At 34.8% G+C, this 17,443-nt stretch carries 15 protein-coding genes; 14 read left to right on the plus strand and 1 reads right to left on the minus strand.

What is annotated here, in order from left to right; translation table 11 throughout:
- Nucleotides 1-99 precede the first annotated feature (99 nt).
- On the minus strand, nucleotides 100-1,824 hold the full coding sequence (locus tag BUA71_RS06995; RefSeq protein ID WP_072878105.1) for an asparagine synthase-related protein: 1,725 nt from the start codon (nucleotides 1,822-1,824) through the stop codon (nucleotides 100-102).
- 760 nt (nucleotides 1,825-2,584) lie between these two features.
- On the opposite strand from BUA71_RS06995, the gene BUA71_RS07000 reads away from it, so the two are divergent.
- From BUA71_RS07000 to BUA71_RS07065, 14 genes are all read left to right on the plus strand, one after another.
- Nucleotides 2,585-3,406: a polysaccharide pyruvyl transferase family protein gene (locus BUA71_RS07000; protein ID WP_072878107.1), complete on the plus strand. Its 822-nt coding sequence runs from the start codon at nucleotides 2,585-2,587 to the stop codon at nucleotides 3,404-3,406.
- Nucleotides 3,407-3,442: 36 nt separating this feature from the next.
- The gene (locus BUA71_RS07005) at nucleotides 3,443-4,369 is read left to right on the plus strand and encodes a glycosyltransferase (RefSeq protein ID WP_072878109.1); all 927 of its coding nucleotides are present in this window, start codon (nucleotides 3,443-3,445) and stop codon (nucleotides 4,367-4,369) included.
- Nucleotides 4,370-4,415: 46 nt separating this feature from the next.
- On the plus strand, nucleotides 4,416-5,288 hold the full coding sequence (locus tag BUA71_RS07010) for a lysylphosphatidylglycerol synthase transmembrane domain-containing protein (RefSeq protein WP_072878111.1): 873 nt from the start codon (nucleotides 4,416-4,418) through the stop codon (nucleotides 5,286-5,288).
- 9 nt (nucleotides 5,289-5,297) lie between these two features.
- Nucleotides 5,298-6,914 (plus strand): hypothetical protein, encoded by a 1,617-nt coding sequence (locus BUA71_RS07015; RefSeq protein WP_072878113.1) that lies wholly within the window; start codon nucleotides 5,298-5,300, stop codon nucleotides 6,912-6,914.
- A 131-nt stretch (nucleotides 6,915-7,045) separates the two neighbouring features.
- Nucleotides 7,046-8,233: a UDP-N-acetylglucosamine 4,6-dehydratase gene (locus BUA71_RS07020; protein ID WP_072878114.1), complete on the plus strand. Its 1,188-nt coding sequence runs from the start codon at nucleotides 7,046-7,048 to the stop codon at nucleotides 8,231-8,233.
- A complete protein-coding gene (locus tag BUA71_RS07025) occupies nucleotides 8,233-9,375 on the plus strand; it encodes a LegC family aminotransferase (RefSeq protein ID WP_072878116.1) in 1,143 nt (380 codons plus the stop codon). Before BUA71_RS07020 ends, BUA71_RS07025 begins: the two co-directional genes overlap by 1 nt.
- A complete protein-coding gene (locus tag BUA71_RS07030; RefSeq protein ID WP_072878118.1) occupies nucleotides 9,365-9,988 on the plus strand; it encodes an acetyltransferase in 624 nt (207 codons plus the stop codon). The genes BUA71_RS07025 and BUA71_RS07030 overlap by 11 nt, the downstream gene beginning before the upstream one ends.
- The gene (neuB, locus tag BUA71_RS07035) at nucleotides 9,985-10,998 is read left to right on the plus strand and encodes an N-acetylneuraminate synthase (protein ID WP_072878120.1); all 1,014 of its coding nucleotides are present in this window, start codon (nucleotides 9,985-9,987) and stop codon (nucleotides 10,996-10,998) included. Before BUA71_RS07030 ends, neuB begins: the two co-directional genes overlap by 4 nt.
- Complete coding sequence (gene neuC, locus BUA71_RS07040) at nucleotides 10,995-12,152, plus strand: UDP-N-acetylglucosamine 2-epimerase (RefSeq protein WP_072878122.1); 1,158 nt, start codon at nucleotides 10,995-10,997, stop codon at nucleotides 12,150-12,152. The genes neuB and neuC overlap by 4 nt, the downstream gene beginning before the upstream one ends.
- Before the next feature lie 3 nt (nucleotides 12,153-12,155).
- Complete coding sequence (locus BUA71_RS07045) at nucleotides 12,156-13,196, plus strand: nucleotidyltransferase family protein (RefSeq protein ID WP_072878124.1); 1,041 nt, start codon at nucleotides 12,156-12,158, stop codon at nucleotides 13,194-13,196.
- Nucleotides 13,197-13,208: 12 nt separating this feature from the next.
- The gene (locus BUA71_RS07050) at nucleotides 13,209-13,943 is read left to right on the plus strand and encodes an acylneuraminate cytidylyltransferase family protein (protein WP_072878126.1); all 735 of its coding nucleotides are present in this window, start codon (nucleotides 13,209-13,211) and stop codon (nucleotides 13,941-13,943) included.
- Nucleotides 13,940-14,857, plus strand: a complete 918-nt coding sequence (locus BUA71_RS07055) for a Gfo/Idh/MocA family protein (protein ID WP_072878128.1) — start codon at nucleotides 13,940-13,942, stop codon at nucleotides 14,855-14,857. The genes BUA71_RS07050 and BUA71_RS07055 overlap by 4 nt, the downstream gene beginning before the upstream one ends.
- The gene (locus tag BUA71_RS07060; protein WP_072878130.1) at nucleotides 14,842-15,588 is read left to right on the plus strand and encodes an SDR family oxidoreductase; all 747 of its coding nucleotides are present in this window, start codon (nucleotides 14,842-14,844) and stop codon (nucleotides 15,586-15,588) included. The genes BUA71_RS07055 and BUA71_RS07060 overlap by 16 nt, the downstream gene beginning before the upstream one ends.
- Before the next feature lie 62 nt (nucleotides 15,589-15,650).
- Nucleotides 15,651-17,438, plus strand: a complete 1,788-nt coding sequence (locus BUA71_RS07065; protein WP_245812549.1) for an ABC transporter ATP-binding protein — start codon at nucleotides 15,651-15,653, stop codon at nucleotides 17,436-17,438.
- Nucleotides 17,439-17,443 lie beyond the last annotated feature (5 nt).

The following is a 17,443-nucleotide window of genomic DNA, read 5'->3' on the forward strand; positions in this document are numbered from 1 at the left end:
TCTTGAATTGGGCAAAATATGTCTAATTTTCGCTACAATTCAAAAAGTTTAAATGAGTTCAGTAAAAAACATGGAGCCATTTATAGAAGAAACCGTTTTTCAGCTCTTAAAAACGGAAGCATCATTTTCTAATATTTTATTCATATTAATAATTATATAAATTCTAAAAGCCAGTAAATTATCATCCATGATTAAAGAATCATTTCTCTGAGCTATTCTTTTTTTAATGGAACTTGGGATTAAGTTCTTAAATTTAGAAAGCGGGGAGGTAGTTTTAAGTGCTTTGTTATTTGATGACTTCATATTCCCTAAGATTTCATCCAGGAAATTTTTAGGGAAAATCAATTCTGCATTTTTCGAATTTAATCCTCTTTTTATCTCTGCAACTATATCTTCTCTGCGCAAAAGCTGTACAAACGGTGTTTGCGAAGCAGTAGGATTAGAATATGGTATGCGAGGTCCCAGGGGTTCAACAATTTCCCGGAATAATTTTTTGTCCCTTCTTAGATTATCCGGTAAATCCCTAACCTGATACACGATTTCCCTGGAAAGAAACGGATTGATTTGTTCGACAAAACCATATTTTAAATCGGCTAAAGAAGCTTGTACTGTAGGAATCCTGTGGAGATGGAATAACCTATCCTTCCAGGTATTTAAACTCTCAGACTCTAACCTCAAATATTCCCTGGGAAGCTTTTGTTTTAACTTAGTGATATATCTATATTTGGATAAGTTAGAAAAATCTGAACATAAGGTTATCCCAATAAAATCTTTTACCGTAATGGCTGAATAAATTTTATTATACCCAAAAACTTCATCTCCCCTCACCACACCCTGTACCTCATTTTCATAAAGTGTTTTCCAGATTTTAAAGCCATCCATATATGCTGGGATATGATCATTTCTGCCTTCCCCGTTTAAGAGAAATAATTCAATTATATTTTTAAAATTTTTAGAAGAAGTATTAGTACTTGTATCATAAAAAGAATGGTTTAAAGCAAGAGTTTTCGCTATTCTTTTTGCAATACTTGCATCGCTGTCTTTTTCCTTCAGGTATTCTGAAGCGCCCCAGGTTACCGTTTTTAAATTTTGGGTTTTAGGTCTATTTAAGGTTAAAAGGTTTATTATAGCCCGGCTGTCATAACCTCCGGAAAGGCTAATAGCCCAGTTAGAAAAATCTAAGGAAAGAGATTGAAATGTTTCCGTAAGGCTTTTTTGAAGTTTCTTTTTTAAACGCTGTTTTGAGCTCTTAGTGGCATTGAAAATAACTGGTTTCCTATTTATGTTTAGCTCCCAGGATTTCCTGTCTAAACGTAAAATGCCATCTGCCGGCAACTTGCGAATTCTTTTGTCCCATGCCTCTTCCGGACCTAGGGAGCCTGAAGAAATCATCCAGGGAATTGCTGCTTCATTAAATTCAAAATCACCAAGATATTGCACAATCGCACGTTGGGAAGTAGCTGCAATAAAAATCTTATCATTTTTATAGTACCAAACTGTTCTTGTGCCCAAAACATCGGTTAAGATTTGCAATTCTTTAGTGTTTATCCTAAAAATAGAATAATTCCCATCGTAGTTGGTGGCATCAAAATCTTCCCAATCTTTCTCTTTAAACAAACCACCCAATAGGACGTTGCCCCGGTTGCTTATAATTGTTTTTGTGGGATTTATTATGGAATAAATAAGTTGCTTCTCGCTATATATTACCGGTTTTTTGGAGCTTATATTGTTAGGGGAAATCCTTTTGGAAATATTCTGTAATTTTTTTTTCGAAACTTCAACATTAATTTCCTCTCGTGTTAATACATATAAAATTTTAGACATTGTAATTTATTATCTTTTTAACCCCTTCAAAGGATTCAATTCCTTGAGACCTGCCTCGAATTTTATTTTTTTTGTTTCCGGCTTCGTGGGCTTTCCCCAGGGGTTCTAATTTATTGTTGTTCAGTAATTTTTATGCTATGGCTTCTCTACTTTTTCCGTTTACTCGATAATCGAGATTTATCTCGATAACTATCGGGAGCTCCGAGGCTTGCCTCGAAATTAAATTATTACTCCTTTATAATACCTCGTGGGCTTGCCCAGATGTAGTTTATTTTGAGAAGAGTGGCTACATATTTTCGTAATTTAAAATCTTTATCAGAAAAAATAATACTTAACAGATCGAATTTAGGCTTTTTCTTGCAGCTTTTTTATATTTCCTAAAGCCCTGAGAGAATAGGGTTTGGGTGTACTAATTTTTAACTGATTGATTTTAGTTTTATTTCTATATTCTTGCGCTATCGAAGATGTAAAGTTGCAATAAAAATTTATATTTGCGCCCTCTTAAATCTAATGATCTTTTACATTGCAGCAGAAGAGTTGTTATAAAGTGGCGGAACAACGAAGCTTTTTTTAGCTAAAGAAATACCTCAAAGGTCTCGAATCCTGCATAGCTATCGGGATGGTGAGGTCTGGTTAACTTAACGAATTCAACTTTATGATTAAAAGCAAACATACAGTAAAAAAGTTGATAGGATTATTATATGATCCCATTTTCCAGAAATAAAAAACTGAAGAGGACTAAGATAAATCACATTCGTAAATGGTAAAAATAATTAATAATCTTAAAATACTTTTAAACGGGAATAAATGTGCCTTAAAATATTCGGCGGGTGAATTTACCCACAAAAATATAGGAGATGCATTGAATGTTTACCTGTTTGAAAAAGTTTTTGGGAAAGAAGTTGAGAGTTATAAAAATTTACTCAATGTAGGAGTTCCTCAAGTTTATTCATTTATTGGGAGTGTTTTAGATAATACTGCCGTTAGAAATCTGGTAGTAATGGGGTCTGGCTTTAAAAGCGCAACCTCTAAAGTGCCGGTTGTGCCTAAAAAAGTAATTGCCTGTAGAGGACCTTTAACCAGAAAAAAACTGATGGATCACCAATTGGAAGTGCCAGAGGTTTATGGTGATCCCGCAATATTACTTCCCTTTTTTTATAATCCTGAAGTAACAAAAAAATACCGCATTGGTTTTATTCCGCATTATTCAGAAATGGATCTGGAGATTGTGAAATACTGGAAGGAGAAACCAGACGTAAAATATATTGACGTTTTTTCAAAAATGGAAGATTTTATTCAGGATATAAAATCCTGTGACTTTACGATTTCCAGTTCGCTTCACGGGGTTATTTTAAGTCATGCTTATGGAGTCCCTTCGGGCTGGATTAAATTGAGCGATACTCTTGTGGGGGGCAGTTTTAAATTTGATGATTACTTTAATTCCTTAAATACCTCCTTTAAACCTATGAGTTTAGAAAGATCTTCAAAAATAGTAGATTTGCAGCCACAAACAACCCTGCCCGAAACCAATAGTTTAGCCGAAAATTTACTGGAGACTTTTAATAGTGCAAAAGTTTTTTGAGCAAATTATAAATTACAACCAACTTAAATTGAATTGATGCCACTTTATTCTGTTATTATTCCTGTATATAAAAGTACTCAAAGCTTAGAGACCATAGCGGTCCAAATTAATGAGCTTCAAAAACAAAAAGATTATAAATTCGAAATTATCTTTGTAAACGATAGTCCTTTTTTTCTGGATACCGTGAGGACCATGGAGCAGTTGGAGAAGAAATATGAGAATGTGCGCACCTTCACCTTAAGGAGGAATTTAGGACAACAATTTGCAGTTTTATGTGGCATACAGCAAGCATCTGGAGATTACATCATGACGATGGATGACGATTTGCAGCATCCCGTAAAGGAAATTCCAAAATTAATTAATGCGTTTCATAAAAAAGATAAGTTGGAGGCTATTTTTGCTATTCCAAATTTTAAAGATAGAAGACACGATCGCTGGAGGAATGTTGGGAGTTATGTAATGAACAAAATTGATACCGTTTTTTTAAAAAAACCAAAAGGACTTTACAAATCTTCATTTAGAATCATGACCCTTAGTCTGGCTAAAGCCATTGTAAACAATTATAATGCTACCCCCGCTGTCTCCAGTCTTATTATTTATACTACCGATAAAATTGAAAATATTGAAATTGAGCATAATAGCAGGCAATTTGGGAAAAGTAATTTTACTTTACGCAAATTAATTAACCATTCCCTAAATAATCTTCTACATTATAGCTCGGCGCCCCTTAAGGCTTTGGGTTTAATTGGGGTTATCGTTTTTCTGGCATCGGTACTTTTTATTATTTATATTGTCCTTAAAAAACTTTTTTTTGGTAGCGATTTTCCAGGTTATGCATCTACAGTCTCTTTAATAAGCTTTTTTGGTGGCTTAAACCTATTTGGGATTGGCCTACTTGGGGAATATTTGATAAGAATTCTTAGAGAGCAACAAAAACCTAAATTAGAAGATTTATTAAAATAAGTTATTTGGATACTTTTAACTATGAGGAACTCGTAATGCTTTTTCTATGAAGAGGATAGGGTATAAAACTGTTTTAAAGATAGTTTTGTCTATAGGACTGGTTGCATATCTAATTTTTAATATAGACCTTAGTAAGGTTTACCTTATAGAAATAGATGTTCTTCCTCCTTTTTTGGTCGCCATTTTAATTACCCTTTTATCTTTAGGCTTAATGAGTCTTAGATGGAAAATTTTAATTGCAAATTTCCTGACTCCTGCTTTTTCAATTAAAAAATTATTCAATTTCTATATGATTGGGGCGTTCTTTAATATATTTCTTCCCGGCTCTATTGGTGGGGATGTGGTGCGTACCCAGAGAATATCTAAAAATAAAAGTATATCTATAAAAGCTGCTACGGGTGTCACCCTTTTAGAAAGAATATGTGGAATTTATGGTTTGCTTATTCTTATTTCTTTTAGTTTGTTTTTTATGACCTATCCAAAAGGTTTAAACTTTCATGAATTTTTACCTATTTGGATTTTTAAGTCTTCTCCGGTAATAATTTTAAGTTGTATCCCCTTATTTAAATGGTTGTTAGTAAAGTTTAATTTTCATACCACCTATCCATTTATTATAAAAGTAATTGGGATTTCATTAATGGCGCAAATGGGCGATATTAGTATAGCCTATATCCTGAATCAATACTTTAATTTAGGCATTCCTTTTTCAGCGTTTATTTTTATTATGCCATTGGTTTATATAGCCACGGTTTTGCCAATTTCTTTTGGAGGTTTAGGGGTTAGAGAAGGGGTGTTTTCTGGGATATTGATGTTATATGGTGTAGATGTTTCCATAGCTATTTTAATTTCATTGCTTATGTATTTAATAAAAGTAGTAGTAGGTATTATTGGATACATCATTTATCTGGGAGAGCGATAATTTAAAATTATGATAAAAAATAATATTTCAGCTAAAGATAAGCATAGTCAATTGGAACTATGGGCTTATGTCATTTTTGGCATCAGTAATTTTTTAATGTTGTTTAATCCGGGAGTGTTTTGGGACGATTGGACAATTTATAACATGGATCCAGTAGGTTTGATGAACCAATACTATGGCAATGGTAATTTAATGTTTGGCTATATCCACCTATTTTTAAAACATTTATCGGGTTCTCCCTTGCTTTATCACGCACTTACCTTTATTTGCCAATTGCTCAATATTTTTATACTGTTTAGAATTGTTAAAGAGGTTTCTCTTAAAGCGAATGAAAAATCATACTTTGCATTTGCAGTGCTCATTTTTGCTGCTTTCCCCATACACGATGCAAAGGCAACCATTATTATATTCCCTCATATTCTATGTCTAACTTCTTTTATTGCAGGTTCATATTTTTTATTGAGTTATACTAACAAAAAGAAGCTTTTACATCGTGTTCTCGGTCTTTTTTTCTTTTTGTTCTCTTTTCTAATTAATTCATTTTTAGTTTTTTACTTGTTCCCTGTTTTTTTCTTTTTGTTTCATGAGTATTGGATTTTATTTTTCGGTAAAAATTATGGAAAATTACAGGATTTGGTTAAATCTTTAGGACATCGCATACTCTCTTACATAGATTTCCTGGTTTTACCTTTTGTTTTTTGGATAATTAAACTTAGTTTTTTTCAGCCTTCCATGCAATACAAAAGCATAGGTTATAATACTGTAAAATTAGAATCCCTCCTGGAGATTCCTTACAGAGTAATAGTATTTCTCTATCTCTTTGTCGTAGATTTAGTTCCTATAGTTATTGAGGCAATCCAACATTATGAAATGTGGATTTTTTTCATTCTCGCAAATGCAATTCTTTACCGCCAGCTTCAGAAATTAAAACTTGGCTTTACCGTACCTTGGAAATTTATTATTTGGGGTTTACTTGTGCTTATTATAGGTGCATTCCCTTATCTAATGGTAAACAAATACCCATCTTATTTAGATTATTTGTCGAGGCATCAGCTATTATTAGGTTTGGGCGCATCGCTAAGTTTTTGTGCAGCGGTGTTTCTTCTAAAATCTGAATTAATTAAACGCATTATCCTCACAATTAGCGTCTCAGCTTTTATGGCTATTACCATTTTTCTGCACTTTAATTATTTTAAAGGCTACGTTAAACAAGAGGTTTTTAAGCAGTATTTTTTTTCTAACCCCCATTTTCCGGCTGCTTCTCCACAAACTATAGTGTTAGAGGATGATACAGAAAATTTTACCCGAAAAGGAAATCCTACTAAATTTTACGCTTTTGCCGGAATGATGAAAATGTACTATCCCAATGAAAATACCTTATTGGTTAGGCCGGAAGATTTAAAAGGGTACCAAAACTTAAACATTTTTCCCAAGCTCGCACCCTATTATTTTCAATACAACCTGACTAATTATAAATACGTAGCCCCAAAAATTAGCTTAGAAGTAAAATATGGGGAAAAACGCCCTTTGTTCCCTATTTGGACCTACTATTCAGATTTGGCTTTGGGAAATCAAAAGGATTGGTCAAAGTATTTTAAATTTACCTTACAGCCTCTTGGCAATTAAAAGAGACTGGGGAAGCAGGCTAAGCTTGCTTCTTTTAGCTAACATTTAGTAAATTGAAGTAAGGTGAAGTGTGCAGAATACTTAGCTTTGCACTATATTTAAAATAAAGATTTTTAATTCTGAAAATATCCATGGATATATTAAAACTTATTGGAAGGGACAGAAATTTATTTTTCGAAGATATTCAAAATCGGGAAAAAGAGCTGGAAGAAATTATCTCGAGTTCTTCTTTCCTGGTTTTGGGCGGAGCTGGCTCAATAGGGCAGGCGGTAACCAAAGAAATCTTTAAAAGAAACCCCAAAAAGCTCCATGTAGTAGATATTAGTGAAAATAATATGGTGGAATTGGTTCGGGATCTTCGCAGTTCTTTTGGTTATATAGCGGGAGATTTTAAAACCTTTGCTTTAGATATAGGCTCTTTGGAATATGATGCTTTTATAAATCATGACGGGGAGTATGAATACGTTTTAAATCTCTCTGCTTTAAAACATGTGCGAAGTGAAAAAGACCCATTTACATTAATGAGGATGATTGATGTAAATATTTTTAATACCGATAAAACTATTCATCAGGCTATAGACAAGAATACCAAAAAATATTTTTGTGTCTCTACAGATAAGGCGGCGAACCCGGTAAATATGATGGGAGCTTCCAAAAAAATTATGGAAATGTTTTTAATGCAAAGGAGTAGGAACATTACTATTTCTACAGCTCGTTTTGCAAATGTTGCTTTTTCCGATGGCTCACTACTTCATGGTTTTAATCAAAGAATCCAGAAAAGACAGCCACTTGTAGCGCCAAATGATGTAAAACGCTATTTTGTGACCCCACAGGAAAGCGGTGAACTTTGTCTTATGTCCTGTATTTTTGGAGAAAACAGGGATGTGTTTTTTCCTAAGCTAAGCGAAAAACTACATCTTATCTCTTTTGCCGATGTAGCGGTGAAATACTTAAAAGAGCTTGGTTACACCCCCTATCTTTGTGAAACAGAAAACGAAGCCCGGGATTTGGTACATAGTTTACCAGAACAAGGAAAATGGCCCTGTTTGTTTACCGGGAGCGATACTACAGGAGAGAAAGATTTCGAAGAATTCTTTACCGAAGATGAGGTTTTGGATTTAGAACAATTTAATAATCTGGGGATTATTAAAAATGAACTCGATATAGAAGAAGATAAATTAACATTTTTTAAAAAGGAAATTGCAGAAATGCGAAAAAATAAAGTCTGGAACAAGCAGGAAATTGTAGCTTTATTCTTCAAAATGATTCCGGACTTTGGGCATAAAGAAACCGGTAAATATTTAGATTCTAAAATGTAATGAGAGAATTTAATGAGACCATATCATTTATTCGGGACTATTATAATACTAAAGAATTTATACCCTTACATGAACCAAAGTTTGGGGGAAATGAAAAAAAGTATGTATTAGACACCATAGCATCTACTTTTGTTTCTTCTGTTGGTGCTTATGTTGATAAATTTGAGGAAAGGATGCAGCGAATTAGCCAAACAAAAAATGCGGTAGCGGTGGTTAATGGAACTGCTGCAATTCAGGTTGCTCTGCGTTTGGTGGGGGTGCAGAAAGGAGATGAAGTTTTAACCCAGGCTCTTACATTTGTGGCGACGGCAAATGCTATTGCTTATAATAATGCAAAACCGGTTTTTCTGGATGTAGATTTAGACACGATGGGGTTATCTCCAATTGCGGTTCAAAATTTTCTGGAAGAATATGCAGAACTAAGAGAAGAAGGCTGCTATAATAAAAAAACCGGAAATAAAATAGCAGCGTGTTTGCCAATGCACACATTCGGTTTTCCGGTACATCTTCACAAATTACTAAAAATTTGCAATGAGTGGAAAATCCCGGTTGTGGAAGACGCCGCAGAATCTCTGGGAAGTGAATATAATGGGAAACCTACCGGCGGTTATGGAGAGGTGGGCGCTTTCTCCTTTAACGGGAATAAAATAGTGACCAGTGGGGGCGGGGGAGCCCTGGTTACAAATAATAACGCCTTGGGAAAAAAGGCTAAATTTTTAACTACCACGGCTAAAAAGCCCCACACGTATGAATATGTTCACGAGGAGTTGGGGTACAATTATAGAATGCCAAACCTCAACGCCGCTTTAGCATGTGCACAATTAGAAAATCTAAATAATTTTATAGAAAATAAAAGGAATTTAGCTGAAAAGTATGCTCATTTTTTTGAAAAACAACAATTGAAATTCCGTACGGAAACGCCTAATACAAAAGCTAATTACTGGTTGATGTGTGTGGAACTGAAAGACAGGCAGCAGCGGGATCTTTTTTTGGAGAAAACCAATGCTGTGAATGTAATGACACGACCTATATGGCAATTAATGTACAAATTACCCATGTATAAAGAATGTCTTCGCGATAAACAGGTAAATGCAGAGTTTCTGGAAGACCGAATTGTAAATATTCCCAGTAGTGTTAAATAAAGAAGCTATATTAATAGGATATTCAGGGCACGGTGCGGTAGTAGCAGAAGCGGCAGAATTGGCTCGTATAAAAATCTATGGATATACGGAAACCGGGAAAGTCACCTCCAATCCTTTTAATCTTGAGTATTTGGGCTTTGAAAAGGACCCGCAGTTTAAGGGCTGGGCTACAGATAAAAGTTATATTTTAGGAATAGGGGACAATCATCTTCGGGAAAAGGCCGGGAATTTAATTATTTCAAAAGAAAGAGAACTTTTAAATGTTATTCACCCCTGCGCCTCGGTGACTAAAGAGCTTAGCCTGGGAACAGGAAATTTTATAGCCAGAAATGCTGCTGTAAATCCCCGGGTTAGCATAGGAGATTTTTGCATTATTAATACCGGTGCCATCGTAGAACACGACTGTGCTGTTGATGATGCAGTACATATAGCCCCCGGTGCTGTACTAACCGGAAATGTGCGGGTGGGACACTGTACATTTATTGGTGCCAATGCGGTAATAAAACAGGGCGTTAAAATTGGAAAAAACGTTATAATTGGAGCTGGTTCGGTGGTGATAAAAGATGTGGGTGATAATCAAAAAGTAATAGGAAATCCAGGTAGGCTAATATGAAAAATAAGGTAATTATAATAGCAGAAGCTGGGGTAAACCATAATGGGGAGGTCCAGCAGGCTAAAAAACTAATAGCGGCGGCGGCAAATGCCGGGGTAGATTATGTGAAATTCCAAACATTTAAAGCTTCTAAATTGGTAACTAAATCTGCAGAACGTGCAAATTATCAAAATGATAACACGGGAGATGGAGATTCTCAGTACGAAATGCTTAAGAAATTAGAACTTTCAGAAGATGTTCACAAAGAATTAATGGAATATTGCGCTGCAAGGGGCGTAAAGTTTTTATCTACCGGGTTCGATTTAGATAGCCTGGAATTTCTGAATAATATAGGAATCAATCTTTTTAAAATTCCATCGGGAGAAATTACAAACCTACCCTATCTTCGTAAAATAGCTGGTTTTGGAAAGCAGGTAGTAATGTCCACGGGAATGGCCAACATGCAGGAAGTTAAAGATGCCTTTAATGTACTAATTACAGAGGGACTTTCACGCCAGGATATTAGTATTGTACACTGCAATACTGAATATCCAACCCCTATGAAAGACGTTAATTTAAAAGCCATGCTTCATATTGGGGACGAGCTAAACACAAAAATTGGCTATTCAGACCATACTTTGGGAATAGAGGTTCCCATAGCGGCAGTAGCTTTGGGGGCAAAAGTGATAGAAAAACATTTTACTTTAGACAGGGATTTGCCGGGCCCAGATCACAGGGCGTCGTTAGTACCCGAAGAATTAAAGGCAATGGTCACTTCTATTCGTAATATAGAAATGGCGATTTCGGGCTCTGGGGTAAAAGAACCTTCGCCTTCAGAATTAAAAAATAAACCTATAGCGCGAAAAAGTATAATTGCTTCTCAAAATATTAAAAAAGGTGATGTATTTTCAGAAATAAATCTCACTATAAAACGCCCGGGAACGGGAATTAATCCAATGAGATGGAACGATATTCTGGGACAGCGAGCGATAAAAGATTTTAAGGAAGACGATTTAATAGAATTAATTTGAAAAAAATAGCGATTGTAACAGGAACCCGGGCAGAGTTTGGGTTATTGAGTCCATTAATGGATAAAATTCAAGAAGATAAGGAAATGCAATTGCAACTTATTGTAACTGCGATGCATCTGTCTCCTGAATTTGGATATACCGTTGATGAAATTGAAGAGAAAGGTTATAAAATAGATAGTAAAGTAGAATGTTTGCTTTCTTCAGATACAGCAGTAGGAGTAACAAAATCTGTTGGCTTGGCGACAATTGGATTTGCTGATGCTTTCACTAATTTATCTCCAGATGTAGTTGTTATATTAGGAGATCGTACAGAAATGCTGGCTGCGGCGACTTCAGCCCTGTTGGCCAATATTCCAATAGCCCATATTCATGGCGGTGAAACTACTGAAGGGGCTTATGATGAAAATATAAGGCACGCAATTACAAAAATGAGTTATTTGCATTTTGCTTCTGCCAAAATATATAGGCAAAGAATAATCCAGCTGGGAGAACATCCCGACCGTGTTTTTAATGTAGGGGCTATTGGTCTGGATTCGATTAAAAATATGGATATTTTAAATAAAGAAGAGTTTGAACAATCCATTAACTTTAAACTTGGCAGGAAGAACATTCTAATTACTTTTCATCCTGTTACTTTAGAAGATGACTCTGCCAAAGATCAGTTTAATGCTATTTTAGAAGCCTTAGATGCCCTGGAAGAAACACATTTTATTTTTACCCACGCCAATTCTGATAAGAGTGGACGGGTAATAAACCAGATGATAGAACAATTTGTAAACAAAAATCGAGAACGGGCGGTTGCTTTTAAATCTTTAGGTCACCTACGTTATCTCTCTGCTTTAGAGCATATTGATATGGTGTTGGGAAACTCATCGAGCGGAATTATAGAAGTACCCTATTTTAATATCCCGACGGTTAACATAGGGGACAGGCAAAAAGGACGTATCTTATCGGAAAGTATTATTCAGTCTGAAACAACAGTAGATGCTATCACTTTAGCTCTTCAAAAGGCGCTTGATATTGCTTTTAGAAAACGTATAGAAAATCAGGTACAACTCTATGGTTCTGGAAATACTGCAGAAAAAATAATGGATATCTTGAGAAATCAAAATATTAATAGCCTAAAGAAATCCTTTTACGATATTCAATTTTAAATTATGGATATACAACTTATAACAATTCACCAGGATAAGACCATTATAGAGGCTCTGGAAAAACTAAATGATTTAAGGAATCTTAGTCGGTTAATACTTTTTGTGGTAGATAATAATAATGTGGTGGTAGGTTCGATTACCGATGGCGATGTTAGGCGCTCTCTAATTCAGCATGCCGATGTAGAAAAAAAAGTAGGAGAGGTATGCAATAGGAATTTTACTTTTGAATATGTGCAGGATAGTTTTCTTAATCTGGATGCTTATCGCAAAAAAGACATCAAGGTTTTACCGCTATTGGATAAAGGTAAAAAATTAAAAAAAATTATTGACCTAAAAAAGATAAATGCCGTCTTACCTGTAGAATGCATGATTATGGCTGGGGGGCGTGGTAAAAGGTTGAGCCCGCTTACCGATGAAATTCCAAAACCCTTATTGCCCTTGGGAAATAAGCCTATTATAGAACACAATATAGACCGTTTGATATCTTTTGGTATTAAGAAAATTTATATCTCTCTTAAATATCTTGGAGAACAAATTCGGGATTACTTTGGTGATGGCAGTACCAAGGGGGTGCAAATTGAATATATATGGGAAGATAAGCCCCTGGGTACCGCTGGGGCGCTATCTTTAGTAGAAAACTTTAAAAGCGAAAACATTTTACTAATGAACGGGGATTTGTTTACCAATATTAATTTTGAGGATTTATATAAGTCCCTCATAGCTTCAAATGCAGATATGGCGGTGGCCTCTACCGAGTATAAAATTGACATTCCCTATGCCGTTTTTGAAACTGAGGGTGAACGGGTGAAAAATTTTAAAGAGAAACCTTCTTACAGGTACCATTCTAATGCCGGTATATATATATTAAAAAAAGAACTAATTGATAAAATACCAAAGAATAGGTTCTATGATATCACAGATTTAATGAAAGATCTGGTGGACAATAAGGGAAAATTGGTTCACGAACCAATTATTGGCTATTGGATAGATATAGGTAAACCCGAAGATTATAAACAAGCACAGGAATTTATTAAGCATTCTTAAAAGTAGTGACTCATGGATAATATTTTAATAACTGTTTGCGCAAGAGGTGGGTCTAAAGGAATTCCCGATAAGAACATTAAAGAAATTGGGGGGGAACCATTAATATATTACACCTTGAGATTGGCTAAGGAATTTAAGAAAAAGCATCCCGGTACCTTGATTTATTTATCTACAGATTCCAATAAAATAAAGGAAGTTGTAGAAACCCTGAATATTAGCGGGGTAAATACCAACTATACACGGCCTCAAAAGCTTGCCGACGATTCTTCTGGAAAATTAGAGGTAATTAATGACCTTAAAAATTATGTAGAAGCTGAAAAAAAAATACAGTTTGATTACATAATGGATATGGATGTTACTTCTCCTTTACGTACACTCCGGGATTTGGAAATAGCCTTTGAAAAATTGATCAAAAGTAATGAGGCTTTAAACATCTTTTCGGTTAGTCCTGCGGCGAGAAATCCTTATTTTAATATGGTAGAAGTCAATGACCAGGGTTTTGCTGTATTGTGTAAACAAGGAGATTTTTTAACCCGGCAATCTGCTCCTGCCGTGTACGATATGAATGCTTCCTTTTATATTTTTAAAGAAAAATATTTCGAGAATGGAACTATAGCGGGCTTAATGGAAAAAGCTTTAATTTATGAAGTACCGCATGTTTGTTTTGATTTGGATCATCCAATCGATTTCGATTTTATGACCTTTATGATAGAAAATAATAAACTTAACTTCGAATTCCTAAAATGAAAGTTTTAATAATTGGTTTAGGTTCTATAGCCAAAAAGCACATAGCAGCCTTAAGAAAAAATTGGGAAGTTAGTGTTTATGCACTGCGTTCTTCAGCTAAATCTAATAGTTTAGACGGGGTAACAGACTTGTATTCTACAAATGAATTAGACGAGCTACAATTCGATTTTTTTATAATATCAAACCCCACTTCCAAACATGCTGAAGCAATAGAAAAAATTTTGAAGTATAAAAAACCTTTGTTTATTGAGAAACCTTTGTTTGATAAAATTGGCACTTCAAACCAAGCCTTAATAAGTAGAATTAATAATGACAAAATACCCAATTATGTGGCCTGTAATTTAAGGTTTTTAGATTGTCTCCAAGAGGCCAAAAAAATGATTGCAGGTTTACGAATTAATGAAATTAACAGTTACTGCGGTTCTTATTTACCAAATTGGCGACCAGATGTAGATTTTAGAAAAAGTTATAGCGCCAATAAGGAAATGGGCGGTGGCGTCCATATAGATTTAATTCATGAACTGGATTATTTATACTGGTTTTTGGGGATGCCAAAAAAATCAAATACCAAATTTACCAGCCAATCTCATCTGGACATAAGTGCTGTAGATTATGCTAATTATTTATTGGAATATGACGGATTTTGCGCTTCGGTAATTTTAAACTATTATCGAAAAGAGCCTAAAAGGACATTAGAAATAGTAACTTCGCAAGCTACTTTTGTGGTAAATTTATTGGAAAATAAAATTTTTGAAAATGGAAAGGAAGTATATGCATCCAGTCAAAAAATCCTGGATACTTATGAGGTTCAAATGAATTTTTTTCTGAAGAATATTCTTGTGAAGGACGATTTTAATGAATTTAATACGGTGAATGAAGCTTATAAAATTTTGGCCTTATGTATGGAAAATTAGAAGATAAAGTAGTTATAGTAACTGGTTCGAATGGCTTAATAGGAAAGGAAGTAGTAGTTAAGCTGCAAAACGCCGGCGCAGTAGTAATTGCCTTAGACCTTACCCAAAATGGGAAGGAAAATAATTTTATTACTTGTGATATAACCAAAGAAAAGGAAATAGATGAAGTAGTGGCAAGAGTTTTGAATAAATATAACCGCATAGATGGTCTGGTTAATTTAGCTTACCCCCGTACTGCCGATTGGGGTGCAAAATTTGAAGAAATTCCCTTATCTTCCTGGAAAAGGAATATAGACATGCAATTAAATAGTAGTTTTTATTTATGTCAAAGTGTCCTAAAGGTAATGAAAGAGCAGGAATGGGGGGCTATTGTAAATATTGGATCCATCTATGGTGTTGTAGGGAATGATTTTAGTTTATATGAGGAATATAATGGTACGTCTCCAGCGGCCTATGCGGCCGTAAAGGGCGGGCTTATAAATTTCACTAAATATCTGGCTTCCTATTATGGGAAATATGGAATACGAGTAAACTGTGTTTCCCCGGGCGGTATTTTAGACGAGTCAAAACAACATCCCTCTTTCATTAAACGTTATTCAGAGAAGTCTCCTATGGGGCGTTTGGCAAAACCCGAAGAAATGGTGGCTCCAATTGCTTTTCTTTTATCTGATGGTGCCTCCTTTATCACCGGTCACAATTTAATGGTTGATGGCGGATGGACCGCTGTATAAAGAAGTAATCCAAAAATACTACCCCATACTTAATTAACGCAGTCTTATAGAAAATTCTGGTTTTGGTAAAAAGAATTATAAAAAAATATTTTGATAGTCTTGCTTTCTATTATTCATATTTAGGATATAGGGTTTTTGTTATTTTATTATTTAGCCTCCTCGTAGGTGCCTTAGATGCATTTGGTCTGGCCATGTTTCTCCCTCTTTTAAAGATGATAAATGATGCGGGAACGGTAGAGCCAGAGAGTTTAGGAAGGCTTCGGTTTTTGCTCGATTTTCTCCAGGATTTGGGAATAAAATTAAATTTATTGACTATCCTGGTTTTTATGGCCGTGTTATTCTTCTTTAAAGGTGCCATGCAATATCTTGCCGGTGTTTATAGGGTAAATATGTTGCAATGGTTTGTTAGGAAACTTAGGCTTCAAAACATTAAAGGTCTTAATAATTTGGCTTATAAGCACTTTGTATCTGCAGATATAGGCCGTATTCAAAACACTTTAACGGGGGAAGTGGATAGGGTGGCAATTTCTTTTAGTAATTATTTTATCGCTATGCAATTTGGAGTAATGGTGATTGTTTATATGGCTATTGCCTTTAGGCTCGATCCTCAATTCGCCCTATTGGTAACTGCCGGGGGTGTTCTCACAAATTTTCTTTATAAGAATTTATATACTAATACTAAAGGTGCATCTCGTAGGCTCACCGGGGAGAATAATATTTTTCAAAGTTTAATTATTCAGAATGTTGCAAATTATAAATACCTAAAAGCAACAGGTTCCCTAAAGAAATATGCCGAAAAACTGCAAGGGTCTGTGCTGAAAATAGAGAAAAGCAACAAAAAAATAGGAAAATTAGATGCTTTATTAGTTGCCGGGCGGGAACCAATTTTAGTGAGTGTGGTTGTAGTGGTGATCTATGTCCAGACTGCCTATTTAGGATCAGATTTGGGTCCCATCATTATGAGTTTGCTGTTATTTTACCGGGCACTTAATTATTTAATGCAAATGCAGGCCAGGTGGAATAAATTTCTATCGGTTTCCGGCTCTTTGGAAAACATGAAGGCTTTTGGAAAAGAATTGAGAGCCAATAAGGAGAAAAAGAGTTCAATTATCCTGAAGGAATCTATAGGTTCGTTAAAATTATCCCGGGTTTCCTTCCATTATGGGAAAGCTACGGTGTTAAAAAATATAAACCTGAATATTTCAAAAAATGAAACTTTAGCCTTTGTTGGCGAGAGTGGTAGTGGTAAAACGACTTTAGTAAATATTATAGCTGGATTGTTACCGGTAGATGACGGTGAGTATTATATCAATTCTAAAGAGAGTAAAGACATTTTCTTAGATTCTTTTCAAAAGAAAATTGGCTACATCACTCAAGACCCGGTTATTTTTAATGATACCTTATTTAACAATGTTACTTTTTGGGAAGAGGATGAAGAGAAAAAAGAACGCTTCTGGAATGCGGTGAATCAAGCCGCCTTAGGGGATTTTATAGAAGGTTTAGCTTTAAAAGAACAGACAATTTTAGGCAATAACGGCGTAAATTTAAGCGGTGGCCAAAAGCAGCGTATTTCTATTGCCAGAGAACTTTATAAAAATGTAGAAATATTGATATTAGACGAAGCTACATCGGCTTTAGATTCTGAAACTGAAAAAGCAATTCAAAAAAATATCGATCAATTAAAAGGTAATTTCACTATCCTTATTGTGGCTCATAGAATTTCAACTATTAAGAATGCAGATAGAATTGTGGTGATGAAAAATGGGGAAATTCAATTTGTTGATAATTTTCAAAACCTTTTAGCCAAATCTGAATATTTTAAGCGTTTGGTAGAATTACAGGAGGTATAAATTAA

Origin of the sequence: Salegentibacter echinorum (assembly GCF_900129445.1) — a bacterium.
In the GTDB taxonomy this organism is placed as follows: domain Bacteria; phylum Bacteroidota; class Bacteroidia; order Flavobacteriales; family Flavobacteriaceae; genus Salegentibacter; species Salegentibacter echinorum.

Bases quoted from the DNA above. Each gene is read 5' to 3' on its own strand.
- BUA71_RS07000 (WP_072878107.1), top strand. From the start codon at position 2,585: ATGGTAAAAATAATTAATAATCTTAAAATACTTTTAAACGGGAATAAA.
- BUA71_RS06995 (WP_072878105.1), bottom strand. From the start codon at position 1,824: ATGTCTAAAATTTTATATGTATTAACACGAGAGGAAATTAATGTTGAA.
- BUA71_RS07010 (WP_072878111.1), top strand. From the start codon at position 4,416: ATGAAGAGGATAGGGTATAAAACTGTTTTAAAGATAGTTTTGTCTATA.
- BUA71_RS07025 (WP_072878116.1), top strand. From the start codon at position 8,233: ATGAGAGAATTTAATGAGACCATATCATTTATTCGGGACTATTATAAT.
- BUA71_RS07005 (WP_072878109.1), top strand. From the start codon at position 3,443: ATGCCACTTTATTCTGTTATTATTCCTGTATATAAAAGTACTCAAAGC.
- BUA71_RS07020 (WP_072878114.1), top strand. From the start codon at position 7,046: ATGGATATATTAAAACTTATTGGAAGGGACAGAAATTTATTTTTCGAA.
- BUA71_RS07015 (WP_072878113.1), top strand. From the start codon at position 5,298: ATGATAAAAAATAATATTTCAGCTAAAGATAAGCATAGTCAATTGGAA.
- BUA71_RS07045 (WP_072878124.1), top strand. From the start codon at position 12,156: ATGGATATACAACTTATAACAATTCACCAGGATAAGACCATTATAGAG.
- BUA71_RS07055 (WP_072878128.1), top strand. From the start codon at position 13,940: ATGAAAGTTTTAATAATTGGTTTAGGTTCTATAGCCAAAAAGCACATA.
- BUA71_RS07060 (WP_072878130.1), top strand. From the start codon at position 14,842: ATGTATGGAAAATTAGAAGATAAAGTAGTTATAGTAACTGGTTCGAAT.
- neuB (WP_072878120.1), top strand. From the start codon at position 9,985: ATGAAAAATAAGGTAATTATAATAGCAGAAGCTGGGGTAAACCATAAT.
- BUA71_RS07050 (WP_072878126.1), top strand. From the start codon at position 13,209: ATGGATAATATTTTAATAACTGTTTGCGCAAGAGGTGGGTCTAAAGGA.